The sequence below is a fragment of the Clostridium sp. CTA-19 genome, from assembly GCF_054767855.1.
This window is the reverse complement of the sequence record NZ_BAAABH010000003.1, coordinates 79,283-92,518: the sequence shown is the minus strand read 5'-3', so window position 1 is coordinate 92,518 and position 13,236 is coordinate 79,283. Positions and strand designations below refer to the sequence as shown.

Sequence of the window (13,236 nt, the reverse complement as noted above, 5' to 3'; positions counted from 1 at the left end):
TCCTTAACATACTCTTTTAAAACATAAACCTTATTGTAATAAAGAAAACTTTTAAAATGATGTTTACTTTCATTAATCTTTAGAAAAGAAAATAAAAAATCACAGATTTCTGTGATTTTTTACTTTGAATCATCAATATCTTCATAATCAACATCTATAATCACAGATTTTTCATCTTCTGCTGTGTATAAATTTTCACTATTAGTTTCATTTTTATATCCCTTATTGTATTGACTATAAGACTGATCATAACTTTTAAATTGTTTTTTAGCTTTATGTTTTAAATACAAAACACCTAATACTGTTAATAATATTATTATCCCTACTATAGTAAATATAAAACTTATAACTGTTCCAAAGATAGATAGTATAGTTGGTCCTAATAATATAATAAGTACAATGCCTATTATTGTATATACTAACTCCTTACCGCTCATATCTATGTATTCACCTCTTTTAGTATTTGTATTAAATTTTTATATTTTAATATCATTATACTATAACTTTGTTTCAATTTATTTTCAATGTGAAATTTCAATTATAATTTATTATATTTATATTATAGCCCCATCTACATTTAATATTTGTCCTGTTATGTAAGATGAATTTTGAGATACTAAAAAAGCTACAGCCTTAGCAACCTCTTTCGGTTCTCCTAGTCTCCCCATAGGAATTTCTTCCTGTAAATCATTTAATTCTTCCTTACTAAGCCATGAATTCATTTTAGTTTTTATTACTCCTGGCGCAACTGCATTAACCCTTATATTCATAGGTGCAACTTCCTTAGCCAATGCTCTAGTAAACATATTTACTGCTCCTTTTGATGCTGAATAAGCAACTTCACATGATGCACCAACATTTCCCCACATTGAAGATATATTTACTATATTTCCACATCCTCTTGCAATCATATGAGGCATTACATTCTTACTCATGTTAAATAAGGATTTTACATTTACGTTTATTAACTGGTCAAATTCTTCTTCTTCCATATCAATAAATAGCCCTACTTTAGATATAGCTGCATTATTTACTAATATATCAATTTTACCAAAGATGTTTAAACATTTTGTTACTAATTCATTACAAAAATCATAATCAGAAACATTTCCTTTTATTAGTATTCCATATCCTCCTAAAGACTTAACTTCGTCTAATGTACTAATAGCACTTTCATCATCTTTGCTATAATTTATAACCACACTAGCACCTAATCTAGTTAACTCCAAAACGATAGCTTTTCCAATACCTCTGCTACCACCTGTAACAATAGCTACTTTACCCTTTAAGCTCATAAAAACACTTCCTTTATTAATATTTATCTTTAACATACATATATATATGTATACAGGTTCTAAACTTTAATTATAAAATCCACTTCAACTAAAACTATTAATGTGTTATATAGGGAAACAAGCTCCAATTTAAATTTATTCAATAACTTTAGAATTTAGTTTAGAACCCTATAAAAATGGCAAGTTTAAGATTAATATATTTTTATATAACTTATAAAATTTTCATTTGATAAATATATAACTAAAAATTTAGCTTTAAATCTTTTAATACTTCTAAACTTTCTTTTATTTTAACATGAAAAATTTCATAAAATTTATCCATTTATCAAAAAATTAAATTATATTTTAAAATTTTCAACAAATAATTATTATTTGAATACTATTATTATTTAAATGTTATGATTATTTTATTTCAAAATATTTAAATAAACACTTTATTATTAACATAATTTATGGTATTATAATGTTGAATTATTAATAAGGGAGGTTTTTGATTATGGCTTATAAAATTGCTGATACTTGCATAAGCTGCGGAGCTTGTGAAGCTGAATGCCCAGTTAGTGCTATAAGTGCTGGAGATGGTTTATATGTTATAGATGCTAACACTTGTATCGATTGTGGTGCTTGTGCTAACGTTTGTCCAGTTGGAGCTCCAGCTCAAGAATAATTTTAACATATTATAAACTATTTCTTAATAGTTTAAAAGACTGATGTATATCAGTCTTTTTTATTCGGACAAGCTTTTACATAAAATGCGTTAAACAATTATCTAACTACTAATATATTTTTTATTTTAAGCTTCCAAAACCTTCTCCTAATGTTTCATGAACATTATATATTATTATAAAAGCATTCTCATCTATATCTTTTATATACTTTCTAAGCTTTATAAATTCTTTTTTTTCAACTACTGTAGTTATTACCTCTTTTTTTTCCTTTGTATATGCACCATGTGCCTCATAAACAGTAGCACCTCTGCCTAATTCATCCATAATAAACTTTTTTATTTCTTCACCCTTGTTACTTACAATTTCAACCTTAGTTATTACATTTAATCCATCTATAATATAATCTACCATGAATCCATTTATAATAACACCAAATAAGGAATACATACCTATCATCGGTCCAAAAGTTGCTATTGCTATTAATGTTACTAAAAAATCTGTAATTAACAATCCTTTTCCTATATCTAGCTTAAAATATTTATTAAATATTTTTGCTATTATATCAGTACCACCTGTTGATGCATCTTGATTAAATATAATTCCCATTCCTATTGCACCAATTACTATTCCGAATATTAAATTTATAAATAAATCATCTACAATTGGACCATTAATATTAAAAATTTTAGTTAATATAGACATTAACGACGGTAGCATCAAGCTACAATATATAGACTTAAATCCAAAACTTGCTCCTATAAATATAAATCCTATTATATATAATATGACATCTAATCCTAACATTATAATAGGTACTGCAATTGTAGGTATATAGCTATTAATTATTATTGCTAAACCAGATATTCCACCTGCAGCTAAATTATTTGGTACTAAGAACAGTGTTAATGCTACAGATAACAATATTAATCCTATTGTTATAAAAAAGAATTCTTTAAATGTTTTTTTGTTTAATCCCATATAAAACTCCTCCCCTTTTCATTTTTATAAAAATATATTTTTAAATTTATTATTTAATTGTTAAAAATATTTTTTAAATTGTTTTTGTAATTAACTATTTATTTTCACAACAACTCAATTCATCACATTAAAACATTAAAGTACGAAATCAGTATTAACCTTATTTTTTATATTTATAATTTACTCTTTTTTTAAATTCAGCATATACTTTAATTATACACTTTTTTCAAAGCTAGTACACAGTTTTTTTACGCTTTGTTAATATAAAATTAACAAAAAAACGAAATAAAAAATCATGAGATTTTTCTCATGATTTTTTATTTTATAAATACATCTTTTACTATAGCAACTATATCTTTTACTATCCTTAAATATTCTGAAACATTATCCTTTGTTTCGATTACCTCTGCAGTAACCGTTGTAACGACTTCACTTACATCCTTAAAATTATCAGTTATTGTTACAATATTTTCTGTAGCTTCTGGTAAATTACTTATGGTTTTTTCTAAATTTTTTTCATTTTTTTCTATAACATTATTTAAATTTTGCAGGAATTTTATAGCTTTACTCAAGAAAATTATTACAAAAATTAAAGCTGTTCCGCCTAAAATACTTAATATTATAAAAAATAAATTTTCTATAGAAATATACAATTAAATCACCTAATTTCTATTATTTATTTTTCTTTTTTAATCCTCTATAGGTTTCCAAGTTAACTCTTAGAATTATCCATTTCAAAACTTGGATACCTAAAATAGTGAGACATGCTCCGAATCACTTAGAATTCAACACTAAATTTTGCAAAAAATATTTTAAGATTACTGAATAAATTTAAATGGGAGCTTGTTTCCCTATATATCTGATTCACAAACTTTATCTTTACAAGCTTCTTCTTTACAAATATCTTCTTCACAATTTTCATTTTCACATTCTATATCTTCACATTCTATATCTTCACATTTCTCTATCTTCTCAACATAAAAATTTGGTTTTTTCTTTTCCTCTAAATAAGAATTAATTTTTTCTTTTGCTTCTGAAACATTGTCCTTTATTTTAATTGAATTACCTTTTAAAGTTTCATTAGCACTTTTAGCTTTATCTTTAATTTGCTTTCTAGTTTCTTTTCCTGGTTTAGGTGCAAATAAAATTCCACCTACTACACCTATAACAGATCCAATTAATGCAGTAGTAGCTGCTATCCCTCTTTGTTTTCTTTTTGCTTTTTTTTTCTCTTCTTTTTTTCTCTTTTGCATTTTAGATATCATCCCCATTTTTAAATCTCCTCCCTTTGCCACTTGCTTAATTCTACACTTAAATATACTTCATATTACTAATTAAACCGAATATAAACAATAAGTACTTTAAAATATGTATTATTTATATTTTATCACAAGTAAATATTTTTAGGAATATTTTGCTAATATATTTACTTATAACTTATTTATTAACACTCTATTTTAAATTAAGAAAAATAATCTTTCCTAAAACTTTAAAATAATTAAGAAGCCTTATATCCAATTTAAATCAAATCGTCTTTTTTAAGCAAATTAAGTAAAGTTGGATTAAAATTAAATTTTTTAATTAATGCCTTAACTTCATTTAAAGCTTTTTCTTTTTTATTATTAGTTATATTTGCCTTTGATGCTCTAATTAATATATTTTTAGGTGAATGTGCTATATCAATAAATTCTAGAAGCTGAGTTTTATATCCTGCTGCTTCTAATAGATTAGCCCTAACTGCATCTGTCATAAGTGCAGCAACTCTTTCTTGTATTATTCCATATTTAGTTAATATATTTAGATCTTCACTTTTCATTTGATCATTAAACTCATGTTGACAGCAAGGAACGGAAAAAATCATTTTACTATTCCATTTTATTGCATTATAAAGTGCATAATCTGTTGCAGTATTGCAAGCGTGTAATGTAATTACCATATCAACTTTATTATTATATTTAAATCCATTTATATCACCGAGTTCAAAGTGCAAATCATTATAACCATACCTTGTTGCTATATCATTACATTTTTTTATAACATCTTCTTTAAGGTCTAATCCTATCATCTTAACTTTAATTTTTCTAATTTCTACAAGATAATAATACAATACAAATGTTAAATATGATTTACCACACCCAAAATCTAAAACTGTAAGTTCTTCAAAATTATTTTTCTTTATTTCATCATCAATAATCTCTATAAATCTATTTATTTGTTTATACTTATCATACTTAGAATTAATCACCTTACCTTCCTTAGTGAAAACGCCTAAATCAATAAGTGGTTCAATAATCATTCCTTCTTTAAGTATGTAATTTTTTTCTTTATTATGGCTTTTATTAATAAGTTTTGAGTTATCACTTTTCTTTTTTCCTAAAAATATTTTTCCCTTTTTAGATATTTTCATTTCAAAATTACTTTCGGTAGACCATGCTGACATTTGCTTATAATTAGAATTCATACATTCTAATAACTTTTCTTTTATCATGTTTTTTTCAATATTTTCATGAAATACCTGTTTATCTGTATACTGCTCTATTTGATAATACTCACCTTTACTATTTTCTTTCAATGTAAAATTTATCTTATTATATTTAATCTCTTTATTGCTCCTATTACTAATAACTATTTTTATAATTTCTTCATTTAAAATTTCTTCAATTGTATTTCTTAAATCTTCCATATCAACACACCTTATTACTTATTTTTAATTTAACTTATTTATTATAACATAACATATCTGTATATTTCTTTGTAATTTTAAGAAATTATATTTATAATACTATACTCATTTCTTGAAATATACAGAAATATTTTTTCTAATATTTTACATAATTTGAAAATAAAATAATTTATGGTATAATAATAAAGGTAAAATATAACTTAAATCTGTTAAGTAAATATAAATAAACCTTTAAACTTATGTAGTTTATCATTATACAAGGAAAATATTTAATTTTATTTTTATTCATTGTTCTTCTTTATTTTTATAGTGAAATACTTTTTTAGATTAAATTTATTTAATTTCTTTAATTAGGAGAAGAACAATGCTCATATTAACTTAACAGTATGAATAAATTAACAGGGGGATAAAATATGAAATTAAAAAATGCAACTTTATTAGCAATTATAGGTTTGATATTAAGTGCTATTTCACCATTATATTACTTTTTTATATCATTAGAAATTATAGATTATATAGAATTAATAGGTAAAACATTAAACTTTCTTCAACTAGCTAGTACCATATGTGTTTTAGTTTTCTTTATAGTTCTATATTCAAATCAAAAAGAATAATGGGGGTTAAAATGAGTGACGTAAATAAAATTTTAGGTGTTAGTAAAAAAACACAATGTACAACGATAGATAATCACTATAGCGAAAATAAAATAGGAAAAGCTTTAAATATAATGGGCAAAGTCGTGCTTATAGGCGGAATAATAATGGGAATTATTGTAATTTTTACATTAACAACTCCGATACCCGGTTATCATTATGCTCGTGATCCACATCCTTTAAGATGGGTTTATGGAATAAGTATAATAGCACTTTCATTTGTAAATAGCCTTTTTTTCTTAGGCTTGGCAGAAGCTATTGTTTTATTAGATAAAATCAAAAAAAATACATCAAAATAAATACATAGAAAACTTAGAAAGTTAAACCTTTTACTTTAGGTTTAACTTTTTTATATTTGCTCACCTTCTATAATCTAGTATGTTTTTTAATATATTAAAATTCTATAGAGGTCAAAAAAGAGGGCAAAGTCTAGGACTCATCCCTCTTAATTATTGATATTATTATATTTTTTATATTAGAATTCTGCAGTTCCTGTAGTTCTTGGGAATGGTATTACGTCTCTGATATTGCTTATTCCTGTTACGTACATTATCATTCTCTCAAATCCTAGTCCGAATCCAGCGTGTTTAGTTCCGCCGTATTTTCTTAATTCTAGGTACCACCAGTAATCTTCTTTTTTAAGTCCTAATTCTTCTATTCTAGCCTCTAGTACATCTAATCTTTCTTCCCTTTGGCTTCCTCCAACTATTTCTCCTATTCCTGGTACTAATAAGTCCATAGCTGCAACAGTTTTTTGATCCTCATTTAATCTCATATAGAATGCTTTTATCTCTTTTGGATAATCAGTTACAAATAAAGGTTTTTTAAATACTTCTTCTGTTAAGTATCTTTCATGCTCTGTTTGTAAGTCTATTCCCCACTCTACTGGATATTGGAATTCTTTTCCGCATTTCTTTAGTATATCTATTGCTTCTGTATAAGATACTTTACCAAACTCAGATGTAGCAACATGTATTAATCTTTCTTTTAATCCTTTATCGATAAAGCTGTTAAAGAATTCTATTTCTTCTGGAGCATTTTCTAATACATAGCTTATGATATATTTAATCATATCTTCTGCAAGTTCCATATTATCTTGTAACTCAGCAAACGCTATTTCAGGCTCTACCATCCAGAACTCAGCAGCGTGTCTTGCTGTGTTTGAGTTTTCTGCTCTAAATGTTGGTCCAAAAGTATAAACATTTCTAAATGCTAATGCATAAGCTTCTGCTGCAAGTTGACCACTAACTGTTAAGTTTGTTTCTTTTCCAAAGAAATCTTCTTTATAATCTATTTCCCCACCTTCTGTTTTAGGAATATCGTTTAGATCCATAGTTGTAATTCTAAACATTTCTCCTGCACCTTCACAGTCACTTCCTGTAATTATTGGAGTATGAGTATAAACAAATCCTCTTTCTTGGAAGAATTTGTGTATAGCAAAAGCTACTAATGAACGTACTCTAAATACAGCTGAGAAAGTATTACTTCTTGGTCTTAAATGAGCTATTGTTCTTAAGAACTCAAAGCTATGTCTTTTCTTTTGAAGTGGATAATCTGCATCTGATAATCCTTCTATTTCTATTTTTTCAGCTTTTAACTCAAAAGGTTGTTTAGCTCCTGGAGTTAAAACTAATTTTCCTTCTACTGTTATTGATGAACTAATACTTAATTTTGATACTTCTTTAAAATTTTCTAATCCTTCTTCAAATACAACTTGAACATTTTTGAAGAAAGTTCCATCATTAATTTCTATAAAACCAAAGTTTTTAGAAGCTCTTAAAGTTCTAATCCATCCACTTATTGAAATCATTTGTTCTGCGTATTTTTCAGATTCTCTGTAAAGTTGTTTTACAAGTATTTTTTCCATATCTATATCCTCCTTTAAATTGCGATTAAAAATCTTTACTTATGTATCTATTTTTAATCTAATTAACTTTATTTTTTAGCTTTAATATAAATTTAAATATAAAAAAACCTTCCATCCTCTAATAAAAGGGACGAAAGGTTACAATTCCGCGGTACCACCCAAATTGTCATAAAATGACCAACTTATCATCAGTACAGATATTAATCGATACTGTTCAATCTATAACGGTTTGACTCCGTCTAAGCCTACTTTCATAACAATTTCGGTTAGAAACTCTGAGATGTTCTTCTATATAAGTTTCATATTGGTCTCTCACCACCACCAACTCGCTAAGACTACCTCTTATATATACTCTTCTCTTCATAGTTTTTATTTATTTGCTTTATTTATATATGATTTTATATTGACACAATTGAAATGTCAAGTGGAAAATCTTTTATTTTAAATTTATTTTTTCTATTTTGACATAATATTATGCGCTATTTTTTAATTATTAATGTCAAACTCATGTATTTTTATATATTTTAAAATTTAATTTTATTTAAATTTAAAAATTATTTTTACACAATTAGAACATTTTTAACTCCATTTTTCAATGCTATTTCTTTTAATTTATTCATATAGTCTTGACTAGGTGTATATGCTTTTAAAAGTTCTTCTCTTACCCCTAAACTACGAAATTTTATTAATTTATAAATTATATTGTTATCTATTTTTGATATAAGTTTACTTCCCATATCTATAGTGTATTCATTATCCAATAGTTCTGGAACTACTACTGTTCTTATTTCATAGACTTTATCTTTTTTCACAAGTTCTTCTATGTTTTTTAAAACCATTTCATTTCCAAGTCCTACAAGTTCTTTGTTTTCTTTCGAATTAAAGGCTTTTAAATCTATCATAGTTTTATCTGTTACTTCTAACAACTGTTGATTCTCATATAATCTTGTTGATCCATTTGTATCTATGAATGTAGTTAACCCCATTTTTTTAACCACTTTAAATAATTCTAAAAGAAATTCACTTTGAAGAGTACACTCCCCACCGGATACTGTTATTCCTGATATAAAGAATTTAACTTTTTCTATTTCTTTAACAATATCATCTACAGTCATTTCCAAAACTTTTGGACTACTATTTCTATCACAGGCAGCTATACAACAATCACAATTTTTACACTTAGCCCTGTTATAATTAACTTTATCATCAACCATGGTAAGTGCACCATAGTTACAACTTTCAACACACTTACCACAGTTTATACATAAATTTATAGTCTCTGGATTATGACAATACAAACAATTGTAATTACACCCTTGTAAAAATATTGCCATTCTATTTCCTTCTCCGTCTACAGAACTAAATGGAATTATTTTATTTACTAAAGCTTTATTATTCTTCATTTTTCCTTAATCTTCTCTCTAATATCTTAGCATTTTTAGCTGCTCCATATCCTAAGACAACTGTATCATTTAGAACTTGCTCATTTTTTTCTAATTTTTCTATATCAGATCTTTTTACAAGATATCCAGTTATTCTTATTACATCACAATCAGCACAGTATAATGAAATATATCTTAAATTCAACTTAAATGCTCCTCTAACAATATCAACTATAGCTTTAGGATTTCTCTTAGCTGTTTCATCAAATTTAAATATATCACCTATTCCTGATGGGAAATATTTATGATATGGAGCACTTTGAATTAAATGCTCATGTATTGGAGGTTCTTCTCCTATTGGAATTCTACAACCTGGAGCTACTCCTTTGTCACTATCAAGACCTACTTGAGCATGTAATACATACTTTCCATCTGTTGCTTTGCAATGCTCATTTGTATGTAGGTTTACTACCTCTTGCATTTTCTCTATAATTTCTATTCCTAAATCATTAGCTTCTTTTGAATATCCAAATCTATCTTCTTGCTTTTCTGAGCCTACAAAATAGTTTACAGCATCCGCAAGTCCAACCATTCCAAACATTGCAGTAAAATTGTCTTTATTTAAAAATCCTTCTTTTACTAAGAAATTAGATTCAAAAAATCCACTTTCCTCCACAATAAAGTTCACTCTAACATCCATAAGCTCTAACATAGATTGAATTGATTTTGGTAATAGTTCGTTCATAAATTCATCTATATTTTTTGCCTTTGGTGCAAGTTTTGCAAGATTTAACCTTACTAAAGTATAGCTTCCACCACCAATATTTAATCCATTATAACAACTTGCTATTGCGTAATTTCCTAAATCACTAGTGAACATTTCATGGTTAGCAAAACTTGGTTTTGCACAACTAAGTGCAGTATTAACAGCCTCTACCATAAGTTCATCTGGCGTATTTTCAGCAACTTTCAATGTTATATTAGGTGTGGAATTTTGAAGTTCTCTTTCTGCTTTTAAAATTAATCTTCCTGCTTTAGTATCCATAGGGCCAATATTTGCGTGGCAGAAAGAATCTGTTATTGTTCTATCAATATGCATTAAAAATAATTTTATTGCATTGTATGCTTCTTCTTCATCCTTAACAAAGGGTTCTAAAAGTGTGTCTAAGTTTCCAACATAAACTGGGAATGTAGTCACTGATGGAACATGTTTATAAAGCATTAATAAACTGTGAGTTGCTTCCCATATATTTGTTGGTGGTTTTATACCTAGAAACTCACTACCTTCCACCATGAATTTTTCATAATCTGGAACTATATATCTAGGTCTGTATGGTGCATTTCCTTCCCATAAGTCACAAATTACACCTTCATCCATATAATTTTTTATATCATCACTAATGTTTAATATATTAATACTATTTTCAGCTAGTTTTGCTAAAGATATAACTTTCATTTGATAAGTTAATGTATTATTTTTAATAATTGAAAGTACTTCTTTTTCCATATCCATACTTAATCACTCCATATCACATTTAAATTTTTAGTTTAATGCATCTTCAAAAATAATAAATTAGTATTATTTTTATATTTAGTTATTCTTTAAACTAAGTATAATTTCTTTTTTCACACTTTTCAATAACTTTTATTAATTAGTACATTTTATTAATTAGTGTTTTAAAATGATTCACTATTTTAAATATTTTATACATTTAAATACATTTTTGTTAAAATGCACAACATTAATATATTTAAAAGATTACCGTGTAGTATACTTTCATTTTTGTGATACACTATTTTCTTCATTATACTACAAATATCGAGTTTTTTAAACAACTGTTTATAATATTAAAATTTGTTTATTTTGTATAAAATTTCTCTACCTATCTTTTCACTTCCATCTAGAATACTTGCTTTTTTAAGTGTATATGTAATTTTTCTAGCAATTCCTATGGAAATATTTAATTCACTAGCCAATTGTTTATTGGTAAAATTCACACTCTTTTTAGATAAAAATCTCAGATAATCATAGGGTCCATTTAAATTTATAGTTTCAAAGATTCCCACTAGGTTATTATCTAATTTAGATATACCTTTTCTTCTCCAAGATCCTTTTCCATCATCAATTCTAAATTCTTCTTTTGATATAAGTAATATCTGTATAGTTAAATTTTTTTCATTGATGAACTCTGGAGCAGAAACCAATTCATCAAAAATATTTTCTACCCGTCCCTTTCTAGGTGACTTTCTTCTCCTTATAACTTCCCCTTTTTTATTCAAGGTTATTATAGTATTTTCAACTGCTATGGGATGTACTAGTACTACTTTATTTTCCACACAAAGTTTTTTTATTTTTTCTTTTATATTATAAAAATTTTTACTTTGAATTTCATATATGATATGATCTTTTACTACATCAACAATATAATCCAAATATGTAACTTCTATTTCTCCGGCTTCTTCAGAATACATTTCCTTTAACTGTCTATGTATAGTTTTTTCTTTCATTTGTCCAATTGTTTTCATTTTTATCCCATCCTAAAACACAAATTTCAATTTTTTATACAACAAAAATGCTACAAACTCTTTTTAATTTGTAGCATTTAATTTTTCTTCTTGCTATATAAGGTTGTCAATAATGCTATAGACGCTATAATATTTATAATAGGTATCAATACATATATAGAGATAATGAAATCAATAAAATCATTAGAATCATCATCCTCAATATTTTCATTATTTAACATCATATCGAACATTTTTGATTGAAATTGTTCATTATTATTAAGCGCATAAAATATAAGCATTATTGTTAACATACTAAATATAACAGTAATTAAATAAAAGTTAAGTATTAGCATTTTATAATCCTCCATTAGAGTACACTATAATATTTTATAATTTAAAATAAACATACTATATACCCTAAAAATAAGGTAATATGTTTTAACATACACACTTTATACATACTAGTATATAATACCATATATTATGTAAAAAAACATCTTAAGCACCTTTTATTACATTATATGTAAAGTAACATATAATAGTATACTTTAATAAGATAAAATTAATAGATTTATTTTGTAAAATCTACAAGTTAATATACATCTAATAAAAAAATTTAAATTTACGATTATTTCCCTATATACACTATAATAAGGTGGTGATATAAATTTGAGAGTAGCAGTAATATCTGATACCCATGTTAGAAAGCATTTGAGTAAAATAGAAAATTTAATAGAAAAAAAATTAAAAGATGTTGATTTAATAATCCATGCCGGGGATTTTACTAACTCTAAAACTCTTCCTTATATAAAAAAACATTTTAATGTTATTGCAGTGTACGGTAATAACGATAAAGAGGAAACAAGACAAGTGTTAAAAGAAAAAGAAATTATTACTTTAGAAAATTACAAAATAGGTATTTACCATGGTCATGGAGATAATAAATCAACCTTAGATAATGTATATGCAACTTTTGAAAATGAAAACTTAGATATAATTATCTTTGGTCATAGTCATAAGCCCTTCATTACAACAAGAGACAAAACCTTAATTATAAATCCTGGCTCTCCTTCTAGTAAAAGAAAAGAAAGATTTTATTCATATATAATTTTAGATTTACTTCCATCTGGAATAGAAGTTAATTTAAAACTTTTTACTGAATAAAATAAAAGTGGGCGTCTAAAATAATATTTATAATTTTA

The 13,236-nt window shown here is 25.7% G+C and carries 15 protein-coding genes and 1 other annotated feature; of the genes, 4 read left to right on the top strand and 11 right to left on the bottom strand.

Annotated elements, in window-relative coordinates:
- Positions 1-119 precede the first annotated feature (119 nt).
- Together ACYUE0_RS02730 and ymfI are read right to left on the bottom strand one after the other, a co-directional pair.
- A complete protein-coding gene (locus ACYUE0_RS02730) occupies positions 120-437 on the bottom strand; it encodes a hypothetical protein (protein WP_460269420.1) in 318 nt (105 codons plus the stop codon).
- A 117-nt stretch (positions 438-554) separates the two neighbouring features.
- Complete coding sequence (ymfI, locus tag ACYUE0_RS02725; RefSeq protein ID WP_460269419.1) at positions 555-1,295, bottom strand: elongation factor P 5-aminopentanone reductase; 741 nt, start codon at positions 1,293-1,295, stop codon at positions 555-557.
- A 496-nt stretch (positions 1,296-1,791) separates the two neighbouring features.
- Here ymfI and ACYUE0_RS02720 point away from each other — a divergent pair, with 496 nt between their 5' ends.
- Positions 1,792-1,962: a DUF362 domain-containing protein gene (locus ACYUE0_RS02720; RefSeq protein ID WP_010293161.1), complete on the top strand. Its 171-nt coding sequence runs from the start codon at positions 1,792-1,794 to the stop codon at positions 1,960-1,962.
- A 121-nt stretch (positions 1,963-2,083) separates the two neighbouring features.
- On the opposite strand, the gene ACYUE0_RS02715 is transcribed toward ACYUE0_RS02720, so the two are convergent.
- From ACYUE0_RS02715 to ACYUE0_RS02700, 4 genes are all read right to left on the bottom strand, one after another.
- Positions 2,084-2,941, bottom strand: coding sequence for a YitT family protein (locus ACYUE0_RS02715; protein WP_460269418.1), 858 nt, complete (start codon positions 2,939-2,941; stop codon positions 2,084-2,086).
- A gap of 317 nt (positions 2,942-3,258) precedes the next feature.
- The gene (locus tag ACYUE0_RS02710; protein WP_460269417.1) at positions 3,259-3,594 is read right to left on the bottom strand and encodes a hypothetical protein; all 336 of its coding nucleotides are present in this window, start codon (positions 3,592-3,594) and stop codon (positions 3,259-3,261) included.
- 198 nt (positions 3,595-3,792) lie between these two features.
- Entirely contained in the window at positions 3,793-4,212 is a 420-nt protein-coding gene (locus ACYUE0_RS02705) for a YtxH domain-containing protein (protein ID WP_460269416.1), read from the bottom strand.
- 248 nt (positions 4,213-4,460) lie between these two features.
- Positions 4,461-5,624: a class I SAM-dependent methyltransferase gene (locus ACYUE0_RS02700; RefSeq protein WP_460269415.1), complete on the bottom strand. Its 1,164-nt coding sequence runs from the start codon at positions 5,622-5,624 to the stop codon at positions 4,461-4,463.
- A gap of 413 nt (positions 5,625-6,037) precedes the next feature.
- Between ACYUE0_RS02700 and ACYUE0_RS02695 the strand changes: the two genes are divergently transcribed.
- Positions 6,038-6,238, top strand: coding sequence for a hypothetical protein (locus ACYUE0_RS02695; protein WP_460269414.1), 201 nt, complete (start codon positions 6,038-6,040; stop codon positions 6,236-6,238).
- Positions 6,239-6,249: 11 nt separating this feature from the next.
- Entirely contained in the window at positions 6,250-6,576 is a 327-nt protein-coding gene (locus ACYUE0_RS02690) for a hypothetical protein (RefSeq protein ID WP_460269413.1), read from the top strand.
- A 176-nt stretch (positions 6,577-6,752) separates the two neighbouring features.
- Here ACYUE0_RS02690 and asnS read toward each other — a convergent pair whose 3' ends face one another.
- From asnS to ACYUE0_RS02665, 5 genes are all read right to left on the bottom strand, one after another.
- On the bottom strand, positions 6,753-8,144 hold the full coding sequence (gene asnS / locus ACYUE0_RS02685; protein ID WP_460269412.1) for an asparagine--tRNA ligase: 1,392 nt from the start codon (positions 8,142-8,144) through the stop codon (positions 6,753-6,755).
- A 123-nt stretch (positions 8,145-8,267) separates the two neighbouring features.
- Positions 8,268-8,517 (bottom strand) — a binding site (T-box leader).
- 187 nt (positions 8,518-8,704) lie between these two features.
- Positions 8,705-9,547, bottom strand: a complete 843-nt coding sequence (locus tag ACYUE0_RS02680; RefSeq protein ID WP_460269411.1) for a YjjW family glycine radical enzyme activase — start codon at positions 9,545-9,547, stop codon at positions 8,705-8,707.
- Positions 9,537-11,039, bottom strand: a complete 1,503-nt coding sequence (locus ACYUE0_RS02675; protein ID WP_460269410.1) for a YjjI family glycine radical enzyme — start codon at positions 11,037-11,039, stop codon at positions 9,537-9,539. The genes ACYUE0_RS02680 and ACYUE0_RS02675 overlap by 11 nt, the downstream gene beginning before the upstream one ends.
- A 335-nt stretch (positions 11,040-11,374) precedes the next feature.
- Positions 11,375-12,052 carry a hypothetical protein gene (locus ACYUE0_RS02670; RefSeq protein ID WP_061995732.1) on the bottom strand — a complete coding sequence of 226 codons (678 nt, stop codon included), beginning with the start codon at positions 12,050-12,052 and terminating at the stop codon, positions 11,375-11,377.
- Positions 12,053-12,129: 77 nt separating this feature from the next.
- A complete protein-coding gene (locus ACYUE0_RS02665; protein WP_061995733.1) occupies positions 12,130-12,387 on the bottom strand; it encodes a hypothetical protein in 258 nt (85 codons plus the stop codon).
- A 316-nt stretch (positions 12,388-12,703) separates the two neighbouring features.
- On the opposite strand from ACYUE0_RS02665, the gene ACYUE0_RS02660 reads away from it, so the two are divergent.
- Complete coding sequence (locus ACYUE0_RS02660; protein WP_460269409.1) at positions 12,704-13,198, top strand: metallophosphoesterase family protein; 495 nt, start codon at positions 12,704-12,706, stop codon at positions 13,196-13,198.
- The last annotated feature ends 38 nt before the right edge of the window (positions 13,199-13,236 follow it).

Coding starts and splice junctions, on each gene's coding strand:
- ACYUE0_RS02730 (WP_460269420.1), bottom strand. CDS start 437: ATGAGCGGTAAGGAGTTAGTATATACAATAATAGGCATTGTACTTATT.
- ymfI (WP_460269419.1), bottom strand. CDS start 1,295: ATGAGCTTAAAGGGTAAAGTAGCTATTGTTACAGGTGGTAGCAGAGGT.
- ACYUE0_RS02720 (WP_010293161.1), top strand. CDS start 1,792: ATGGCTTATAAAATTGCTGATACTTGCATAAGCTGCGGAGCTTGTGAA.
- ACYUE0_RS02715 (WP_460269418.1), bottom strand. CDS start 2,941: ATGGGATTAAACAAAAAAACATTTAAAGAATTCTTTTTTATAACAATA.
- ACYUE0_RS02705 (WP_460269416.1), bottom strand. CDS start 4,212: ATGGGGATGATATCTAAAATGCAAAAGAGAAAAAAAGAAGAGAAAAAA.
- ACYUE0_RS02700 (WP_460269415.1), bottom strand. CDS start 5,624: ATGGAAGATTTAAGAAATACAATTGAAGAAATTTTAAATGAAGAAATT.
- ACYUE0_RS02695 (WP_460269414.1), top strand. CDS start 6,038: ATGAAATTAAAAAATGCAACTTTATTAGCAATTATAGGTTTGATATTA.
- ACYUE0_RS02690 (WP_460269413.1), top strand. CDS start 6,250: ATGAGTGACGTAAATAAAATTTTAGGTGTTAGTAAAAAAACACAATGT.
- asnS (WP_460269412.1), bottom strand. CDS start 8,144: ATGGAAAAAATACTTGTAAAACAACTTTACAGAGAATCTGAAAAATAC.
- ACYUE0_RS02680 (WP_460269411.1), bottom strand. CDS start 9,547: ATGAAGAATAATAAAGCTTTAGTAAATAAAATAATTCCATTTAGTTCT.
- ACYUE0_RS02675 (WP_460269410.1), bottom strand. CDS start 11,039: ATGGATATGGAAAAAGAAGTACTTTCAATTATTAAAAATAATACATTA.
- ACYUE0_RS02670 (WP_061995732.1), bottom strand. CDS start 12,052: ATGAAAACAATTGGACAAATGAAAGAAAAAACTATACATAGACAGTTA.
- ACYUE0_RS02665 (WP_061995733.1), bottom strand. CDS start 12,387: ATGCTAATACTTAACTTTTATTTAATTACTGTTATATTTAGTATGTTA.